Origin of the sequence: Flagellimonas meishanensis (assembly GCF_019880545.1) — a bacterium.
Lineage (GTDB): Bacteria > Bacteroidota > Bacteroidia > Flavobacteriales > Flavobacteriaceae > Flagellimonas > Flagellimonas meishanensis.
On the sequence record NZ_JAINVW010000003.1, the window covers coordinates 792,057 to 811,367 of the forward strand.

Here is a 19,311-nt window from a genome sequence, read left to right on the forward strand (position 1 = left end):
TTTTATAGGTTGGCTTTCACCAACAGGACAAACTCCTCTTCAAGACTTGTGTTTGGAAAGGACTTGCCGGCGCGTGCATACCAATATCCCGCGTTCCAGTCGTCTCCTTCCTTTCGATGCAGATAGGCATGGATCCAACTCCCCATATCCGTGTGCAGCTCTTGGGCAATGTCGTGGGAGGCATTCCAATCATCCTTGGCGTCCCACCAAAGTGCCTGCAAGGCCAACGACCAGTCCCGGGGCGGCACTGCCTGCTCCAAACTGGTTTGGAAATCATCAAAGGTGATGGGTTTCATTACCCAAGTTTTTCCAAAAATTCCTGCTCGGAAATTATGGGTATGCCCAAACTTTCGGCCTTGGTCCTTTTACTGGGCCCCATATTGTCTCCCGCTACCAAAAAAGTGGTTTTGGAGGAAACCGAGGAAGCAACCTTCCCCCCATTGTCCTCAATCAATTTTTTGAGCTCATTTCTGTCAATGGACTCAAAAACACCAGAAACCACAAACGTTTGCCCCTTTAGTCTGTCGCTTTGGTTTTCCAACTGTGCCTCGGATAAAGAAAATTGTAGGCCGTAGGTCTTTAACCGTTCCACGATCTGCACATTGGAGGGCTCCGAAAAAAACTGGATGACGCTCTCGGCTATCCTATCCCCTATTTCGTCCACGGCTATCAGTTCTTCATGGGTTGCACCCATCAGCATATCGATGTTCTTGTAGGCCTTGGCCAGTTTTTTGGCCACAGTCTCCCCCACATAGCGTATGCCCAAGGCAAAGAGTACCCTTTCAAAAGGTATTGCTTTGGACGCCGCAACCCCATTGACGAGGTTTTCAGCCGATTTTTCGGCCATACGTTCCAAAGGAATGATCTGTTCCTTGGTCAATGTGTACAGATCGGCATAATTGGAGATCAATCCTTCCTTGAAGAGTAACTCCACCGTTTCACCACCCATCCCCTCGATATCCATGGCTTTCCGGGAGATAAAATGTTGTATACGCCCTGTAATCTGCGTTGGACAACCCGTGTCGTTCGGACAAAAGTGCTGGGCTTCCCCCTCTTTCCTGATAAGTTGGGTACCGCATTCCGGGCAATTTTGAATATACTGAGTCGGTTTGGAGTCCGATGGTCTTTTTGTAAAATCCACGGCAATGATCTTCGGAATAATCTCTCCACCCTTTTCAACAAATACTGTATCCCCAACACGCACATCCAACTTGGCAATCTGGTCGGCATTGTGCAACGAGGCACGTTTAACTGTGGTCCCAGCCAACAAAACAGGTTCCAGATTGGCCACTGGGGTAATCGCTCCCGTTCGGCCCACTTGGTAGGTGATCTCATTCAAGATGGTGGACACCTGTTCGGCCTTAAACTTATAGGCCATGGCCCATCGGGGCGATTTTGCCGTGTATCCCAGTTCTTCTTGTTGTTGCATGCTGTTTACCTTCACAACCACCCCATCGGTTTCATAAGGAAGGTCGTGTCGTTTTACTTCCCAGTAATCCGCAAACTGCATTACCTCCTCAGTGGTTTTGCACAATTTGGCCACCGTAGGCACCTTAAATCCCCATGAACGGGCCTTTTCCAACACCTGAAATTGGGAGGAAATCCCCAAACCGTTCCCTACGATACTGTACAGCAAACATTCCAAAGGGCGCTGGGCCACTAAGGCGCTATCCTGTAGTTTTAAGCTCCCTGAAGCTGTGTTCCTCGGGTTCATGTATGGATCCTCGCCCGCCTCGATGCGTTCCCTATTCATTTTGGCAAAGCCCTCCAAGGTCAAGATGATTTCACCTCGGATGTCGAACTTGGGAGGATAATCCCCTTTCAATTGCAGGGGTACGGATTTTATGGTCTTTATGTTGGTGGTCACATCATCTCCTTGAAAACCATCGCCACGGGTCACCGCCCGCACCAAATGGCCCTCTTCATAGGTAAGGCTGATGGAGGCCCCATCATATTTTAACTCACAGGTGAATTCCACATCCACATCGCCCAAAATACGTTGGATGCGTTTTTCCCAATCTTCCAAATCCTGTTTTGAATAAGAGTTGTCCAACGAATACATGCGATGTTCATGTGCCACCGTCTCAAAATTCTTTGTCACTTCACCCCCAACACGAATGGTGGGAGACGTTGGGTCGTGGAACTCTGGATGCTCGGCCTCCAATTGTTGGAGTTCTTTCAACTTCATGTCAAACTCATAGTCTGAAATGGTGGGCTGGTCCATCACATAATACCTGTAATTGTGCTCCCGTAGTTCTTCCCGAAGGGAAAGGATTCGTTGTTCAATACTCATTTCTTTATCGCTTTAAGCATCCTGTGGTTGTCAAAAATATCTTTTCGCAACTCAATTTCCGAAAAATCATGGGCTTTCAAAAGTTCACGGGCCCGCTCGCCCAAATATTGATTGACCTCAAAGTAGAGTTTCCCCTTTTGTCTCAGATGACTGTTCGCCAATTGAATGATAGCCCTGTAAAACTTTAATGGGTCATCATCGGGCACAAAAAGGGCAATGTATGGTTCAAATGCCTTGACATTATTCTTCATTTGGTCCTTTTCCTTCTCACGGACATAGGGTGGGTTGGAAACGATGACGTCGAATTCATCAAGTTCAAGTTCAGGGCTTAATACGTCCTGTTGAATAAATTCCACATCCACTTGGTTGTTTCTTGCATTATCCGATGCCACTTCCAAAGCTTTTTCGGAAATATCCAGGGCAACAACCCTTGCCGCAGGTAAATGCTTGGCCAGCGCAATGGCGATACAACCACTTCCTGTGCCGATGTCCAAGATGGAAAAGGGTGAAGGGTGAAGGGTGAAATCCTCTCCTTTCTTTTCATCCTTCCTCTGACTTCGTACTTCTGACTTCAGACTTACAACATCGTCCAAAATCCATTGCACCAATTCTTCAGTCTCTGGTCTTGGAATCAATACGTTTTCGTTCACCACCAACTCCATATCCATAAAATGGGCTTTGCCCAATATATATTGAATGGGCTTTTCCTTTTTCAATTGGGCCAAGGTTTCAAACAAAGGCTGCTCTTCTTCCTTGGTCAGGCTGATATGGGGCCTTAGTACCAAAACAAATCGTTCCAATCCCAAAAAGTGTTCAACACTCCTATGAAAAAAGGAATCAATCTCTTCCCTGGAATAAAGTTGTTGCAGTTCTTTACGAAAAATATCCTGGATATCCTTTAAGAGCATGCTATAGTTTTTTCAGCATCCAAACTGGGCAGGAGTAGTGCCCTGTATCTCCCATTGAGGAATCAATATATTGGAACCCATGGTTTTGATAAAGTTTTTGGGCGGCCTTCATGTAAGGCATGGTTTCCAGATAGCATTGTTCAAAACCAAACTCCTTGGCCCTCTCCAGACATATCTTTATCATACGGCCACCGATTCCCTTACCCCTGGCTTCTTCCAAAAAATACATTTTCTGGAGTTCGCATACGTTACCATTAAAATTTTCAAGCTGGGCAATTCCCGCACAACCAATTATCTTTTCTTCCTGTTCCACCACATAGTAAATGGCTTTGGGAACATTGTAGGTTCCATACATGTCGTCCAAGGCTTTATCGGCATATGCCGTGCCCACTTTGGGAACGCCCAATTCCTCCAAAACGGTCCGGACCACTTTTGCCACCTGCGCATTGTCCTCCGGGGTGATTTCGCGAATGATCACATCCATTCCATTGCAATTTAATGTTCTATTTTTGCCGTGTGAAGATACACCAAAAATACATCCTTCGCTGTCTGGAACTGGGCAAAAAAGGCCTGGGGTCCACGGCGCCCAACCCCATGGTGGGATGTGTGATTGTGCACAATGACAAGATTATCGGGGAAGGTTTTACCAGCCCCTACGGTGGCCCTCATGCCGAGGTGAACGCCTTAAATTCCGTGCAAGATCGCTCCTTGCTTTCCAAGGCAACCCTGTACGTGTCTCTGGAGCCCTGTGCGCATTACGGAAAAACACCACCCTGTGCCAACTTGATTGCCGAGTACAGGATTCCAAAAGTGGTCATCGGCATTGAAGATCCCCACGAAAAAGTCGCCGGAAAAGGGATAGGGATAATCAAGGAAGCTGGAAGTGAGGTAATTGTCGGGGTTCTTGCAGAGGCTTGCAGACAGCACCACAAACGATTCCTCTGCCATCATGAAAAAAAACGCCCCTATATCATTTTGAAATGGGCGGAGACCCAAGATGGGTTTATGGCGCCAGAAAATGAAAAAAGGGAATCCGATCCGACACCTTTTTGGATTACCAACGAACTTTCCAGGCAACTGGTGCATAAATGGCGTAGCGAGGAGCAGGCCATTTTGGTAGGAACGCAAACCGTGCTGAAGGATAATCCCAAACTTTCCACCAGGCATTGGGTTGGAAAAAGTCCGATTCGTGTGGTCTTGGATAAAGATCTGAAAGTGCCCCGGGATTTTTCCGTTTTTGATAGTTCCGTAAAAACGCTGGTACTCACCCAAATTTCCAATACATCAGCATATTTGGACCATATTGATTATGAAATTGTTGATTTTTCAAAACCCATAGCTTCGCAGCTATGTGATATTCTCTATGCCCGTAACATCACCAGTCTCATTGTGGAGGGAGGTCGCCACACCCTTCAAACTTTTATAGATGATGGGCTATGGGATGAGGCCCGTATTTTTAGAGGATCCCATTCTTTTCAGAAAGGTTTGGCAGCACCCAACCTGGATGGAAAATTGATTTCGGAGCAAACCATTTCATCAGATATGCTTTCCATTTATGTCCCCAATTAAAAATATAGTGTTTGATCTTGGTGACGTGTTCATCAACCTGGACAAAATGGCAACGGCGAGGATCATGCACAAGTATGGTTTCACAACTGTCACCCCGGCGCTGGATTCCTTGTTCAAGCACTATGAAAAAGGGCTGATGGACTCCAAATCCTTCTTGGACCAAGTAGGGGTACATTTTCCAAAGGCAAGCAGACAAAATTTAAAGGAAGCCTGGAATTCCATTCTCTTGGATTTTCCAGAATATCGGTTGGAATTTCTTGAAGAACTGGCCTCAAAAAACCAATACCGGCTTTTTCTTTTGAGCAATACCAATGCATTGCACATGGAGGGTGTGGAGCAGCAAATGGGAACGGAACGGTTCAAGCGGTTCAAGGACGTTTTTGAGGGTTTTTATCTTTCCCATGAAATTGGCATGCGCAAACCGGATATTGAGATCTTCCAATTTGTTTTGGACCAAAACAGGCTCCATCCGGCTGAAACCCTTTTTGTGGATGACACCAAGGAAAATACCGATGCCGCTGCCAACCTGGGCATTAAAACATGGCACTTAAAGGTCGGAGCGGAAGAGGTGACCCAAATAAAACTTTTTCTTTAATTATGGTATACTTAGCGCTGAGCATCCTGAGTTCAACCCTCATTTTTGTGGTCTTTAAACTGTATGATGTGTATAAGGTGCAGACCCTGTACGCCATTATCACGAACTACGTTGTCGCTTGTCTTGTGGGATTGTTTTTATATGAAGGACCCATTCTACCGGAATCCTTGGTGCATAAATCGTGGTTCTGGGGCCCGGTGGCTCTGGGGGCATTGTTCATAGTCATTTTCAACCTAATGGCCAAAACCGCTCAGGTGGCAGGTGTTTCGGTGGCATCGGTGGCCACGAAAATGTCTTTGGCCATTCCAGTGATGTTTGGCGTGATCCTATATGGTGAAAAATTGTCCCTTTTTCAAATACTGGGCGTGTTCTTGGCCCTTGTGGCTGTGTACCTGGCCTCGATAAAAAGCAGCAGCGTAACCCTTAACAAGCGAGACTTACTCCTGCCCCTTTTGGTTTTTTTGGGCTCCGGGATCATAGACACCAGCATGAAATATTTTGAGGAAGGGCATTTGACCCCACAGGAAGTTCCCATTTTTTCCTCGATGATCTTTGGCTTTGCCGCAATCTTTGGGCTTATGTTTATTGGGATAAAGGCTGCCCGCACGCCATTAAAAGTGAACTTAAGGAACATATTGGGTGGGATTGCCCTAGGTATCCCCAACTATTTTTCCATCTTTTTTTTGATTCGTGCACTGCAATCCGATGTTTTGGGCAGCGCGGCCATTTTCACATTGAACAATGTAGCCATTGTTTTGGCATCCACACTTTTGGGCATACTGGCCTTTAAAGAACGGCTAAGCCCCAAAAACTGGGCGGGTGTTGCCCTGGCAATCTTCAGCATAATAATGGTAGCTTTGTTCTAATGGACCAAGATGATGTATACCGTACCCTGAAAAAACCCTCGGAAGAGATTCTTTTTAAAGACCGAAAAAGCAAATTCTATGCCCAGGCCTTTCCCATTCAATCGGAAGATGATGTAAAACCCATTGTTGAAGAACTCCGCAAGCGGCATCATACGGCCAACCACGTATGCTATGCTTGGCAATTGGGTGAAAAAATCCATACCTATCGTGCGAATGATGACGGTGAACCCAACAATTCAGCCGGAATGCCCATTTATGGGCAAATACAATCCTTTAATGTCACCAACGCACTGGTAACCGTTACCCGGATTTTTGGTGGCACCAAACTGGGCGTGGGCGGATTGATACAGGCGTACAGGACCGCGGCGCAAATGGCATTGGAAAATGCCCAAATCATTACCAAGACCATGACCTCCAAGTTCTATTTGAATTTTGACTATCCGGAGATGGACAAGGTCATGCGGACGATAAAACAGCGAGAAATTACCCTGATGCACCAAAAAATGGATTTGCAGTGCGAGATTCTAATTGCCGTACGCAACAGTGAGCAGGTTGAAGTTTTCCAAGTTTTCGAGGAAATGCAAAATGTATCGATTAAGCGGGCAGATCAAAAATCCAATCTCTCCAAAATATAGTCGGGGCATTTGATGGGCCTGTTGGTTTCCATATCGATAAAGGCCAACACTGTATTGGCCGTGGCCAACAACTGGTTGGATTCGTTCACTATGCTGTAATCAAATTCGATTTTGACCAGCGGTGGTTTGGCCAGCATGGTCTGCACAGTGATCAGGTCATCATATTTGGCAGATTTTTTGTAATCAATTTGTAATGAAATTACTGGCAGCATGATACCGTTTTCCTCCATGCTTCGGTAAGTGACCCCCAGGGCCCTTAACCACTCCACCCTACCAAGTTCCAGATACTGTGCATAGTTGCCATGGTAAACCACTCCCATTTGGTCGGTTTCTCCATAGCGCACACGAAAAGAATGGGAATTTAACCTCATATTCTAGCTGAAAAATTATATATTTAGAGGCTTGGTTAACATTTGGTGAACATGCGAAAAAAAAATAGGAAATTCAAAGGTGAAATCTTTTTTTTTTAAAAGATTTGTTCACATATTTGTCGCATCCAAAAAGCATCTAGATACCGCCAGATGTTTTATCTGAAGCATTGTAGCTAACCAACAAAACAAGGAAAAACTTTTATGAGTGTTACTGCTAATTCCGTATGGAACAACTGTTTGGCTTTTATCAACGATAATATCCAACCGCAGGCATTCAAAACGTGGTTTGAACCTATTAAGCCCATCAAGTTAGCAGACAAAGCACTCAGCATACAAGTACCCAGTAAATTTTTTTATGAATGGCTTGAAGAGCACTATGTAAAGTTGCTCAAAGTGGCCCTGACCAGGGAACTTGGAACCAATGCCAAGCTTATCTACATTATAAAAATGGAGAACAGGTATGGGAACAAGGAACCCTTTACCGAACAAATCCCAAGTAGCAACAGAACCGCCGTGGGACCCCAGGAACTCGATGTGCCCATTACCTCCAAAAGTCCGGAACTAAAAAATCCCTTCGTGATCCCCGGAATACGGAACATCAAGATTGAGTCCCAGCTGAATCCGAACTATAATTTTGAGAATTTTCTTGAAGGCGACTCCAACCGGTTGGCAAGATCGGCAGGTATGGCAGTGGCCAACAAACCGGGCGGCACCTCGTTCAACCCACTATTGGTTTTTGGAGGGGTGGGACTGGGAAAAACGCACCTGGCACATGCCATTGGTGTGGAGATCAAGGATAAATATCCAGAGAAAACGGTGCTCTACATCTCTGCGGAGAAGTTTACCCAGCAATATATTGAGTCGGTAAAAAAGAATACCCGAAACGACTTTATCCATTTCTACCAGCTTATCGATGTGTTGATCATCGATGATGTGCAATTCCTCTCCGGGAAATCAGGCACACAGGATGTGTTCTTCCATATTTTCAACCATTTGCACCAGAATGGCAAACAGGTGGTGTTGACCTCGGACAAGGCTCCTGTGGATATGCAGGACATAGAACAGCGCCTGCTCTCCCGTTTTAAATGGGGACTGTCCGCAGAACTGCAGAATCCCGATTACGAAACCCGCGTTTCCATATTGAAGAACAAGCTGTACCGGGATGGTGTGGAGATGCCCGATGACATTATTGATCATGTGGCCAAGAACATAAAAACAAATATTCGGGAGCTTGAGGGGGCCATAATCTCCCTGATAGCCCAGTCCTCCTTCAACAAAAGGGAAGTGACCTTGGAACTGGCCCAGCAGGTGGTGGAAAAGTTTGTGAAGAATACCAAAAGGGAAGTATCCATTGACTATATCCAAAAAGTGGTCTCGGATTATTTTGAAATGGATGTGGCCACACTACAGTCCAAGACCAGAAAACGGCATATTGTCCAGGCTAGGCAACTGGCCATGTTCTTTGCCAAAAAATTTACTAAGGCATCCCTTGCCAGTATCGGGTCCCAAATTGGAAAACGGGACCACGCCACTGTATTGCACGCCTGCAAAACAGTTGATAACCTAGCCGAGACGGACAAACAGTTCAGAAAATATATCGAAGACCTCAACAAAAAATTTTCATAATCGCATAGATTTATGAAAACCAAAGTTTTAATGGTTTGCTTGGGCAATATTTGCCGGTCACCGTTGGCTGAGGGCATCCTAAAATCGAAGGTGGACACGGAGCACGTTTGGGTTGATTCCGCAGGAACTGCAGGATATCATGTTGGCAATCCTCCAGATAAAAGGTCTATTGCAGTGGCAAAAAAACACGGTTTAGACATAAGTGCCCAAAGATGCCGAAAATTTGACCCAATGGATTTTTTGGAATTTGACCATATTTATGTCATGGACAAAAACAATTATTGGGATATTGTTCGGCTGGCCACCAACGAGGGGCACAAGCAAAAAGTAAAGCTGCTGCTGGACGGAACGGATTTGGGCATAGCCGAAGTGCCCGATCCCTATCATGATGGAATTGATGGATTTGAAAAGGTTTTTGAAATGATCGATGCAGCCTGCGAGTCCATTGCCAATAAACTGAGCTGATTTCATGGAAGAGTCAAAACCGAATCTGGTATCAGGGAAAGTGTATTTGATCCCGACAACCCTTGGGGACAATGCCCCGTTGGAGGTGCTTCCCATTTCCATCAAAAAGACCATCGAAAACATAGACCACTATATTGTGGAAAATGAGAAGTCTGCACGTCATTTTATAAAAAAGATAATTCCGAACAAGCCGCAACCCAGTCTGCACATACAAACATTGAACAAATACACAGATCCCGTCGCCATCCCTTCCTATCTGGACCCCTGCATCCATGGTTTTGACATTGGCTTGCTGTCAGAAGCGGGCTGTCCTGGAATTGCCGACCCTGGAGCCGATGTGGTGAAGGTAGCACATGAAAAAAGGATTCAGGTAGTGCCCTTGGTGGGCCCATCGTCCATTTTGATGGCCATGATGTCCAGTGGCATGAACGGTCAAAATTTTGCTTTTAACGGGTACCTGCCCATCGATAAAAATGAGCGCAAGGCCAAGATAAAACAATTGGAACGGCTATCCAGGGAAACCGGGCAGTCACAAATTTTCATGGAAACGCCCTATAGGAACAACCAGCTACTTGCCGAACTGGTGAAGACGCTGAACGAAAATACAAGGTTGTGTGTGGCATCCGACATCACACTGCCATCCGAGTTTATCAGGACTACCATTGTCCATGAATGGGGAGAAATCGAAATCGATCTGGACAAGCGCCCTACCATATTTATTGTACAGGCATAAAAAAGCCCAGAAACAAATTTCTGGGCTTTTCCTTTTTTTGGGATTTAAACCTTCGGGTTTCGCTTTCTCTGCACCGCAGATATGTCGTACCCGGCAAACTTCCTCATATAATACGAGATGTTGCTTCCGTAGGCATCCGCGACATCTTCCTTACCATAGGATCTTAGGTATTTCTTCACATTTCCGGCTCCTGCCAAGTGGGCAGCCGCCAAAATACCCGACTCGGTGATCTCCACACCATTGATTCTTTTTCCCTTGAACGTTTTAATGTCCCGTCTCAAAATCCATTTGTTTCGGGCAATATTGGTATCAAATACAGCTTCTTGAAGTGCGGCATCGGCCAAAAACCTATCGGCGTTATAAACACCCATGAGGTTCAATGTACTCAAGCCAAACTGATATTTTCCCAGATATCCAAGCGTGTTCACAACCTGGTACCTTCCTCTGGACTCCTTAAAAGCCAGTGCGTCTTTGAATCCGTTATAGGACCTGCCCAAAAAAGGAGGTGCTATGCCATCTTCATCAAAGTAGTTTTCAAAGTTTTGGGGTAGTTCGGACATCGACTCCAAATCCGCTCGGAGGAAATCCGGTACTTGCCGTACCGCTTTTTTGTCCAATGTGTAAGAACCAAAGCTGGTTAAGATCGCAATCATGGCAAGATGAAGTAAAAAACCAATCCATCTTTTCATAATGTTCTAATTTAGTGTTTTACCGTTAGCAAACAGTAAAATTAAATTGGCCGGCAAAGATATGGGGTTACTTTAACTTGGCAACCCTAAAGCTCTTAAGATTTTCATAAAAGACACCCAAAACACGTTAAAGTGCTGAATATTAACGCTAAATAGTTTTTAGCGCATCACTTTTTGGGCATTCAACCACTGGATATATTGCGTTTTGTTCCGGTTATGCTGTGCCAAGGTCTTGGCGAAAAGGTGGTATCCGAAGTTGGAAACATCGGCTACGAAAAAGAGGTATTCGTGCTTTTCCGGATTCAGTACGGCTTCTATGGAAGAGATGTCGGGCATGGCAATAGGACCTGGGGGAATGCCCTTATATTTATAGGTATTGTATGGTGAGTCAATTTCCAAATCCCGATTGAGTACCCGCTTTATTATGGTATCGTAATTTCCCGTTTCCCTTTTTATGGCATAGATTACCGTGGGGTCCGCCTGTAGCAACATGCCCTTTTTAATCCGATTGACATAAACCCCTGCAACGCGCGGCCTTTCGTCCACTTTCACCGTTTCCTTTTGGACAATGGATGCCAAGGCCATGACCTGGGCCGGGGTGAAACCCATGGTTTCTGCTTTTTTCAGGCGGTCATTATTCCAATAATTGTTGTATTCCTTGAGCATCCGGTCCCGAAAATTTTGGGCCTTGGTGTTCCAGTAAAATTCATAGGTGTTGGGAATGTACATCCCCAGTTTGGTATCTGCATCAAACCCCTGATCCATCAAAAAATCCGGATCATTCAACGCTTGGATCAGGGACAAGCTATCGGCTTCAATCTGTTGGGCAATCCTGCCGGCAAGATTTGCCAAAGACTCCTGATTATTAAAAACCACCTTTACCGGAATGTTGTTGCTACGCAATGAATTGATGATCTCATTGTTGTTCATTCCCTTCCGAATGGCATATTTTCCTGCTTTAATATTGGAGGTATATCCTTTTCGGGATGCCACGGACTCAAATGTACCCATGTTCTTGAGCAAGGGTTCCAACATGGTTTTAACCTCAGCAAAGGTTGCATCCGAGGGGATGTGTACATAGGCCTCTTGGTTATTGAACTGGGTGTTGGGACTGAAAATGGCACTATAGATCTGATATGCAATAAAACCACAGATCAAAATGCCCAACAAGGCCGTTGCCCACAATACTTTTTTAAGATACATTGCTGTTTATCTTTTGGAACAATATTTCATTTTTAAAACCTGCACTAGTTCGAACCCATTCCCTTTTGATGCCCACTTTTTCGAAACCCAATTTTTGAAACAAATGCACACTTGCCGTGTTGTCTTCCAAAATATTGGCATAAATCTGATGGAGGTTGAGAACGGAAAAGGCGTAATCACACATAAGGGAAATGGCCTCCGCTCCCATGCCCTTGCCCCTGTTCTTGGCCGAAGCTATAACCAATCCCATCCCGGCCCTTCCATTTTTGGGGTCAAAATCGAACAGGTCTATCAAGCCAACACATTCATCATCCAAACTGCAGATACAAAGTCGCAACTGTTTCACTTCATAAATATCCCTGTGGGCATTTTCCAAGTAAAGTTGGAGCACTTTTTTTGAATAGGGTTTCAGTGTGCCGCTTATTTCCCATATGGAGGTGTCGTTCTCCAAACGGTATAGAAACTCCAGGTCTTTTGGTTCCAAGGCCCGCAAATAAATATGCTTTCCACGCAGATTCACCATACCATTTCTCCTTTAAACACTTGGACCGCTGGCCCTGTGAGCAAGATATTTGAATACACCCCATTGCTATTATCAAAACTGATGGAAAGGTTCCCGCCTTTGGTAACAATATCCACCTGGTTTGATTTTGTCCTTCCTAATTTGTGCATGGCCAAGGCAACCGCGGTAACACCCGTTCCGCAGGAAAGGGTCTCGTCTTCAACGCCCCGCTCGTACGTCCTTACCATAAAATTATTGTCGCCTTGTTGCTCCACAAAGTTGATATTGCTCCCTTGCTGGCCATAAAGCCCATATCGAATCTTTCTTCCTTCGTTAGGGACATCAAAATCGTCCAATCCGCTAACCAACTGCACATGGTGTGGTGAGCCTGTATCCAAAAATCCGTAGATTTCGGTTTCCCTTATTTCTGATACGTCGTTCATCTTCAAAGTGACCGTGTTTCCTTCTATTGTGGCTTGATGTATCCCGTCAATGGCGCTAAAGGTGCATTCGTTGTCCACAATTCCCAAATAATTGGCAAAAGCTACCAAACACCTTCCGCCATTGCCGCACATGCTGCTCTGGTTACCATCTGCATTATAGTATACCATCTTAAAATCCGACATTTTGTCATTTTCCAGTAGTATCAATCCGTCCGCTCCAATACCAAAACGTCTGTCGCATAATGTTTCCACCAATTTGGTATCTTTTTTGGGGAAAAAATTTGAGCGGTTGTCGATGATCACAAAATCGTTGCCCGTACCTTGATATTTGAAAAAAGTGAATTTCATATCGCACTGCTGATAGAACAAATATAGGGTATTCTTTAAGGAATATTTTGTAGTTAAAAACGAGTTAAACCGCCTACTTGAAAAGTCAATTGATTTAATTTTGTTGAACCTTAATGTTAAAAAAGTATTGAATTATGAAGAGAATAGCCGGATTGTTTTTGATTTCATTGTTTGCAGGAGCCATAACACTTGTTGCCTACAAACTTTTCTTTGAAAAAGACAACTACAAATGGGTATCCTCCAACCAAGAAGCTCCGTTGATAAGCACAAGCGGACTGGCTACCTCGGCAAAGGGAGCGGGCATCAACGAGGTGGACTTTACCTTGGCCGCGGAAAAAACTGTGAATGCCGTGGTGCACGTGAAGAACCTTAGTCTTAGCAAGGGTCCGAGCACCCTTTCCGACTTCTTTTATGGGTTTGAAAGACAACAGACCCCGCAGATTGGCACAGGTTCGGGGGTTATTATTTCTCCCGATGGCTATATCGTCACCAACAACCATGTTATAGCAAAATCGCAACAACTGGAGGTGACCTTGAACAACAATAGAAGCTATGAGGCGGAAATAATTGGTACCGATTCGGATTCCGATATAGCGCTTATAAAAATTGATGTGGACGAACCCCTGCCCTATTTGGCCTTCGGGGATTCTGACAATACCCGCATTGGTGAATGGGTACTTGCCGTAGGCAATCCGTTTAACCTGACCTCAACCGTGACCGCTGGAATAGTCAGTGCCAAGGCCCGGTCCTTGGGCAGGAACCAATCCTTCATCCAAACCGATGCGGCCGTTAATCCTGGTAACAGTGGCGGCGCCCTGGTAAACACGAATGGGGATTTGATCGGCATCAATACGGCGATTACCTCTCAAACCGGCTCCTATGTAGGCTATGCTTTTGCCGTGCCGAGCAACATAGCCCGCAAAGTGGTGGAGGACATCATGGAATTCGGTGATGTGCAAAAAGGCCTATTGGGCATATCCGCAGCCAATGTGAACTCGCAACAGGCCATTGAAATGGGTCTTAACGAAATAGAAGGTGTCTATGTTTCCCAAGTGACCGAAGATTCCGGAGCCAAGGAGGCGGACCTTAGAGAAGGGGATATCATTAAGCAGATTGACAATATCAACATTTCAAAGTTTTCGGAATTGACTGGCTACTTATCCTCAAAAAGGCCGGGAGATGTGGTAAAAGTGGTGATAGATCGCGATGGCAAACGCTTGACCAAGAACGTGACACTCAAAAAACAACAGACCGTCTTTCTTCCAATGACGGGATTCATGGTAAAAAACCTTACCAAGGAAGACAGGAAAACATTTGGCGTTTCCAAAGGAGTAAAAATTGTTGATGTTCCCGAGGGATATGGCCGATATGACCTGATCGACAAAGTGATAGTAGAGGTGGATGGCAACGAAATCAATGATATTGACGATGCCAAGGAACATTTTGGACAGATTTCAAAGTATGGCCGTACCAGCTTTACCATGATCAATAAAGACGGTGAAAAAGAACGCCTGATTCTTCAATGATCTACCTGAACGAAAAGCACAAAGGCACCCTGTTTTGGGTGCTTTTTTATTTTGTCATTTCTTTTTACGAAAACGTTTGAAATAACTATTTTTGCCGAAATTTTTAAAACAATCGTAACCAATTTCCATGAGCAACATCAAGTCTTACGAGAAAGAGCTTGCCTTTCAGGCAGATAGGCGCAAAGCTACCACCGAGTTCATCAAAATAATCAGCGACCTGTGGTATGACAAGGCCATAGAAGTTGTTCTTTTCAAGAACCAGATCATCGACAAAAATGTCAGTGATATCATCAATCTGCACGAGTATGCCGGGGAATTTGTGCAAAAGCCCATTTCCATATTTGATTCCGTGGAAATATTACGGGCCATAAACGATATCAACCTCCCCCCTGCCAAGCTCGATATCGGAAAACTCACCTATGAGTATCACTCGGACGAGAATACCCATCTGAACGTCAAGGCCTTTGTGTTGGACAAACTGAAGGATGCCCAGGTTTCCAAGGAAATAAAACCCAAGGACGTGGTGCTATATGGTTTTGGAAGGATAGGAAGATTGGTCGCGCGTGAACTTATGGCCAAAACAGGACGTGGCAACCAACTAAGGCTGCGTGCCGTTGTGGTACGTGGGACATTGGATGAGGAAATTTTGGAAAAAAGGGCAGCCCTGCTGAAAACCGATTCCGTGCATGGAATGTTCACCGGAACAGTGGATGTAGATGCCCCAAATGAAGCTTTGATCATCAACGGGACTACGGTAAAATTCATAAATGCTGACAAACCCGAGGACATTGACTATACCAAATATGGCATCTACAATGCCCTCATCATTGACAATACGGGGGCATTCCGCGATAAAGAAGCCCTTTCCCGACATTTGGAGTCCAAGGGAGCTTCCAAAGTGCTGCTTACCGCGCCAGGCAAAGAAGTTCCCAATATCGTTCACGGGGTAAACCATAAGGAGTTTGATCCAGATACCACCAAAATTTACTCCGCAGCCTCCTGTACCACAAATGCCATTACACCCATTCTGAAGGTTATAGAGGATTCATTGGGTATTAAAAAAGGGCATTTGGAGACGATACACGCCTACACCAACGACCAAAACCTGGTGGACAATATGCACAAAAAATACCGTCGGGGAAGAGCGGCCGCACTTAACATGGTAATCACAGAAACCGGAGCCGGGGCGGCAGTGGCAAAGGCGCTCCCTTCCCTTAAAGGAAAACTTACTTCCAATGCCATCAGAGTGCCGGTACCCAATGGCTCGTTGGCCATACTTAACTTGGAAGTAAAACAAAAAACGTCCAAGGAAAGCCTGAACACCATCCTAAAAAAATACGCACTGGAAGGCGATTTGGTGGAACAGATCAAATATTCGTTGAGCAACGAATTGGTTTCTTCTGATATTGTGGGAACTTCGGCCCCTTCAATCTATGATAGCAGGGCCACATTGGTTTCTGCAGATGGAAAAGGCATCGTGCTTTATATATGGTATGACAACGAATATGGATACTCCCATCAGGTGATACGTTTGGCAAAATACATTGCCAAAGTAAGGCGCTATACCTATTACTAGGCCCAATTGTCCCACTTGGTGGAACAAGGAGGCATGTTTTTCTTTTGATTTTTGGTTTATTGGTGTAATTTCGCCTTACCCTTAATCTAAATTAAAATAAGAACATTGACCATGAAGCGATTACGAATTTTACTTGCCCTTGCCCTTTTCACTCCCCTTGGTCCAATCTTTTCACAGGATGACCCAGGTTCTGGTGACAACGATGGGACACTGGTGGGACAATTTGAAGAATTGGAACGGAAATCTGGCAACTACCGGGCTAACGGTATTCAATACGAGGTGGTCCGCTTATCCACATTGAACCAGATAAAGAGAAGCATTTTTGATTCCATCAACACGGCAAACGCCAACATAAAGGACCTCTCTGCAACAATTGCCGCCAACAAGGCAGAAATAGAGGATCTCAACAGTAAACTTCAAGAGACTACCAACAACTTAAAGACCGTTACCTCGCAAAAGGACAGTATCTCCTTTTTTGGGGCCTGGATAAGCAAGGGGACTTACAAATTTATTCTATGGGCCATCATTTTTGGGCTCTTGCTCTTTCTTTTGTTCTTTATCTATAAATTTAGGAAAAGTAACTTCCTGACCCAGCAAGCCAAGACAGCGCTGGCCGATTTGGAGCAGGAATATGAGGATCATCGACGCCGGGCACTGGAACGCGAGCAACGAATCAGTCGTCAGCTTCAAGATGAGCTGAACAAGCAAAAAAAATAACCCAAGGCTTCCAAGTGGAAGCCTTTTTTAAATAAACACTTTAAAAATGGATGTTAAACGGGCGGATGTTTTGGATTTGGATAAAATTGTTCCTCTTTTTGATGCGTATAGAATGTTCTATCAACAAAAATCAGATAAGGATGCTGCCCTTGCCTTTTTAAAGGAGCGCCTGGAAAAGCAAGAAAGTGTGGTCTTTTTTGCATTGGAGGGAACCCAGGCCGCTGGTTTTACGCAATTATATAAAACATTCTCCTCGGTATCGCTGGAGCCCTTTTATATTTTGAACGATCTGTACGTGGCCCCTGAATTTAGAAAAAAAGGGGTTGGGGAAGCACTGTTGAATCGGGCCAAAACCTTTTGCATGGAACAAAATGGTAAAGGACTAGCCCTCGAAACCGCTGTGGACAATCCGGCCCAAAAACTATATGAACGTTTGGGTTGGGAAAAGGATACGGACTTCTTTCATTACTTTTGGAAAAACAACTGGGCGTAGCCAGTCACCAATCAATTTGTGCTGATCCATGCGGATAGATATAATTACCGTGTTGCCCGAGCTTCTTAAAAGCCCTTTTGAGGCTTCCATACTGCAAAGGGCCATTGATAAGGGACTCGTTGAGGTACATTTTCATAACCTTAGGGATTTTGCCACTGGTAAATACAGGCAAGTGGATGATTATCAATTCGGGGGCGGTGCCGGCATGGTACTCATGGTAGAGCCCATTGACAAGTGCATCTCCAAACTGAAGTCCGAGAGAACGTATGACGAGGTCATTTACATGACCCCGGATGGCAATACCCTAAACCAAGGACTGGCCAACGAAATTTCCTTGAAAAAAAATCTGATCATTCTTTGCGGACACTATAAGGGAGTTGACCAACGCGTGAGGGATATGTTCGTGACCCGCGAAATATCCATAGGCGATTATGTCCTTTCCGGAGGGGAACTGGCAGCGGCCGTACTTTGCGATGCTGTAATCCGTTTGCTTCCAGGTGTATTGAACGATGAAACCTCTGCCCTTACCGATACCTTCCAAGACAATATGCTGGCACCACCTGTCTATACACGGCCGGCATCGTACAAGGGGAACGAGGTGCCAAAAATTCTATTGAGTGGGAATTTTCCCAAAATAGAACAGTGGCGCGAGGAGCAGGCCTTGGAAAGAACAAGAAAACGAAGACCCGACCTTTTAGAATAACGCCTTATGGACAACAATGACACGTTCATCTTCGCTGCAGGAGGATTGCTCAATGGTATTGCACATGTTTTGGTTATCGCCGCCTGTGTGGTTTTGATGATCAAACGCAAAAGTGGACCAACGCTGCTCATGCTGGCATCACAACTATTGGCTTTGATATTTTTCATAGGTAGCTTTTTGTGGACAACATTCTCTGCGCGGCAAGGAACCGAGGAATTGGTGAGAACGAGCAAGATCATTGCAGCGTTGGGACCTCTGCCCCATCTACTTTTCGCCCTGGGCCTGCTCTGGTTCGCAGTGCAGCTTTCAAAAAGGAAAGAGGCAGAGGAATAAATACTCCAAAAAACAACTTGCAATTTCTAAATATTGCATTACTTTTGCAGTCTCAAAATCAACCTCTGACGAAATACGTGAAAGTTGGTTCTGATAAAACTTAAAAAAACAATCATGGAATCCTTAGTGAAATTTGTTGAGGACGAGTTTGTTCCAAAAAAAGAATTCCCAGAATTTTCGGCCGGTGACACCATCACTGCATATTATGAAATCAAGGAAGGTGAGAAAAAAAGAACACAGTTCTTTAAAGGCGTTGTAATCCAAAGAAGGGGAAGCGGTGCCACAGAAACATTCACCATCCGCAAAATGTCAGGCACCGTGGGAGTGGAAAGAATATTTCCGGTCAACATGCCTGCACTGCAAAAGATAGAGGTGAACAAAAAAGGAAAGGTGCGCCGTTCAAGAATCTTCTATTTTAGAGGACTTACCGGCAAAAAAGCTCGAATCAAAGAGGTTCGGGGCTAAGCAACCTGTTCACCAAACAACAATGCTTAAGGCACCCAGTTGGGTGCCTTTTTTATGAACAATTGTTAATAACAGCGGTTTATATCTTGTTGATTTTAAATCCGTTAGAAAATTTGCATATTTAAATGTTTGTCCTACTTTAGTAAAAGAAATAATGATGGCGATTATATCAAAATTATGTTTCTTTTAAAGTTGACGTTCTTTAAAACTGATGTTTCCCTTTTAATTGGTAACACTACTGATCACAAAAGG

General features: G+C 44.8%; 23 protein-coding genes. 14 read left to right on the top strand and 9 right to left on the bottom strand.

The genetic code is table 11. From position 1 onward, the window contains the following. Positions 1-2 precede the first annotated feature (2 nt). From K7G75_RS11545 to K7G75_RS11560, 4 genes are read right to left on the bottom strand one after another with little or no spacing between them, the layout of a single operon-like run. The gene (locus tag K7G75_RS11545; protein WP_222984399.1) at positions 3-296 is read right to left on the bottom strand and encodes a hypothetical protein; all 294 of its coding nucleotides are present in this window, start codon (positions 294-296) and stop codon (positions 3-5) included. After that, a complete protein-coding gene (gene ligA, locus K7G75_RS11550) occupies positions 296-2,293 on the bottom strand; it encodes an NAD-dependent DNA ligase LigA (RefSeq protein ID WP_222984400.1) in 1,998 nt (665 codons plus the stop codon). Before ligA ends, K7G75_RS11545 begins: the two co-directional genes overlap by 1 nt. Next, positions 2,290-3,201, bottom strand: coding sequence for a peptide chain release factor N(5)-glutamine methyltransferase (prmC, locus tag K7G75_RS11555; RefSeq protein WP_222984401.1), 912 nt, complete (start codon positions 3,199-3,201; stop codon positions 2,290-2,292). Before prmC ends, ligA begins: the two co-directional genes overlap by 4 nt. A 1-nt stretch (position 3,202) precedes the next feature. Next, on the bottom strand, positions 3,203-3,685 hold the full coding sequence (locus K7G75_RS11560; protein ID WP_222984402.1) for a GNAT family N-acetyltransferase: 483 nt from the start codon (positions 3,683-3,685) through the stop codon (positions 3,203-3,205). Between the two features lie 32 nt (positions 3,686-3,717). Between K7G75_RS11560 and ribD the strand changes: the two genes are divergently transcribed. Genes ribD through K7G75_RS11580 form a run of 4 tightly spaced genes read left to right on the top strand, consistent with a single transcriptional unit; the run spans position 3,718 to position 6,866 of the window. After that, positions 3,718-4,770 (top strand): bifunctional diaminohydroxyphosphoribosylaminopyrimidine deaminase/5-amino-6-(5-phosphoribosylamino)uracil reductase RibD, encoded by a 1,053-nt coding sequence (ribD, locus tag K7G75_RS11565; protein ID WP_222984403.1) that lies wholly within the window; start codon positions 3,718-3,720, stop codon positions 4,768-4,770. A 7-nt stretch (positions 4,771-4,777) separates the two neighbouring features. Beyond that, positions 4,778-5,365, top strand: coding sequence for an HAD family hydrolase (locus tag K7G75_RS11570; protein ID WP_313777832.1), 588 nt, complete (start codon positions 4,778-4,780; stop codon positions 5,363-5,365). Positions 5,366-5,367: 2 nt separating this feature from the next. After that, entirely contained in the window at positions 5,368-6,231 is an 864-nt protein-coding gene (locus tag K7G75_RS11575) for an EamA family transporter (protein ID WP_222984405.1), read from the top strand. Further along, entirely contained in the window at positions 6,231-6,866 is a 636-nt protein-coding gene (locus K7G75_RS11580; RefSeq protein WP_222984406.1) for an IMPACT family protein, read from the top strand. Before K7G75_RS11575 ends, K7G75_RS11580 begins: the two co-directional genes overlap by 1 nt. Here K7G75_RS11580 and K7G75_RS11585 read toward each other — a convergent pair. Beyond that, entirely contained in the window at positions 6,839-7,237 is a 399-nt protein-coding gene (locus K7G75_RS11585) for an acyl-CoA thioesterase (RefSeq protein ID WP_222984407.1), read from the bottom strand. The genes K7G75_RS11580 and K7G75_RS11585 overlap by 28 nt on opposite strands. A gap of 201 nt (positions 7,238-7,438) precedes the next feature. Between K7G75_RS11585 and dnaA the strand changes: the two genes are divergently transcribed. Genes dnaA through K7G75_RS11600 form a run of 3 tightly spaced genes read left to right on the top strand, consistent with a single transcriptional unit; the run spans position 7,439 to position 10,061 of the window. Then, complete coding sequence (dnaA, locus tag K7G75_RS11590) at positions 7,439-8,863, top strand: chromosomal replication initiator protein DnaA (protein ID WP_222984408.1); 1,425 nt, start codon at positions 7,439-7,441, stop codon at positions 8,861-8,863. A gap of 12 nt (positions 8,864-8,875) precedes the next feature. Beyond that, positions 8,876-9,328: a low molecular weight protein-tyrosine-phosphatase gene (locus tag K7G75_RS11595; protein WP_222984409.1), complete on the top strand. Its 453-nt coding sequence runs from the start codon at positions 8,876-8,878 to the stop codon at positions 9,326-9,328. A gap of 4 nt (positions 9,329-9,332) precedes the next feature. Next, a complete protein-coding gene (locus tag K7G75_RS11600; protein WP_222984410.1) occupies positions 9,333-10,061 on the top strand; it encodes an SAM-dependent methyltransferase in 729 nt (242 codons plus the stop codon). A 44-nt stretch (positions 10,062-10,105) separates the two neighbouring features. On the opposite strand, the gene K7G75_RS11605 is transcribed toward K7G75_RS11600, so the two are convergent. From K7G75_RS11605 to dapF, 4 genes are all read right to left on the bottom strand, one after another. Next, positions 10,106-10,750, bottom strand: a complete 645-nt coding sequence (locus K7G75_RS11605; RefSeq protein ID WP_222984411.1) for a lysozyme family protein — start codon at positions 10,748-10,750, stop codon at positions 10,106-10,108. Between the two features lie 159 nt (positions 10,751-10,909). Next, positions 10,910-11,953, bottom strand: a complete 1,044-nt coding sequence (gene mltG, locus K7G75_RS11610; RefSeq protein WP_222984412.1) for an endolytic transglycosylase MltG — start codon at positions 11,951-11,953, stop codon at positions 10,910-10,912. Continuing rightward, positions 11,943-12,476: a GNAT family N-acetyltransferase gene (locus K7G75_RS11615; protein WP_222984413.1), complete on the bottom strand. Its 534-nt coding sequence runs from the start codon at positions 12,474-12,476 to the stop codon at positions 11,943-11,945. Before K7G75_RS11615 ends, mltG begins: the two co-directional genes overlap by 11 nt. Further along, a complete protein-coding gene (gene dapF / locus K7G75_RS11620; RefSeq protein ID WP_222984414.1) occupies positions 12,470-13,246 on the bottom strand; it encodes a diaminopimelate epimerase in 777 nt (258 codons plus the stop codon). Before dapF ends, K7G75_RS11615 begins: the two co-directional genes overlap by 7 nt. A 134-nt stretch (positions 13,247-13,380) precedes the next feature. On the opposite strand from dapF, the gene K7G75_RS11625 reads away from it, so the two are divergent. From K7G75_RS11625 to rplS, 7 genes are all read left to right on the top strand, one after another. After that, positions 13,381-14,772: a S1C family serine protease gene (locus K7G75_RS11625; protein WP_222984415.1), complete on the top strand. Its 1,392-nt coding sequence runs from the start codon at positions 13,381-13,383 to the stop codon at positions 14,770-14,772. Between the two features lie 127 nt (positions 14,773-14,899). After that, positions 14,900-16,348 (top strand): glyceraldehyde-3-phosphate dehydrogenase, encoded by a 1,449-nt coding sequence (locus tag K7G75_RS11630; protein ID WP_222984416.1) that lies wholly within the window; start codon positions 14,900-14,902, stop codon positions 16,346-16,348. A gap of 111 nt (positions 16,349-16,459) precedes the next feature. Continuing rightward, positions 16,460-17,065, top strand: coding sequence for a tRNA (guanine-N1)-methyltransferase (locus tag K7G75_RS11635; RefSeq protein WP_222984417.1), 606 nt, complete (start codon positions 16,460-16,462; stop codon positions 17,063-17,065). A 46-nt stretch (positions 17,066-17,111) separates the two neighbouring features. Next, a complete protein-coding gene (locus K7G75_RS11640; RefSeq protein WP_222984418.1) occupies positions 17,112-17,558 on the top strand; it encodes a GNAT family N-acetyltransferase in 447 nt (148 codons plus the stop codon). A gap of 28 nt (positions 17,559-17,586) precedes the next feature. Further along, positions 17,587-18,261: a tRNA (guanosine(37)-N1)-methyltransferase TrmD gene (gene trmD / locus K7G75_RS11645; protein WP_222984419.1), complete on the top strand. Its 675-nt coding sequence runs from the start codon at positions 17,587-17,589 to the stop codon at positions 18,259-18,261. Between the two features lie 6 nt (positions 18,262-18,267). Further along, on the top strand, positions 18,268-18,594 hold the full coding sequence (locus K7G75_RS11650) for a hypothetical protein (protein WP_222984420.1): 327 nt from the start codon (positions 18,268-18,270) through the stop codon (positions 18,592-18,594). Between the two features lie 114 nt (positions 18,595-18,708). Continuing rightward, a complete protein-coding gene (rplS, locus tag K7G75_RS11655) occupies positions 18,709-19,059 on the top strand; it encodes a 50S ribosomal protein L19 (RefSeq protein WP_222984421.1) in 351 nt (116 codons plus the stop codon). The last annotated feature ends 252 nt before the right edge of the window (positions 19,060-19,311 follow it).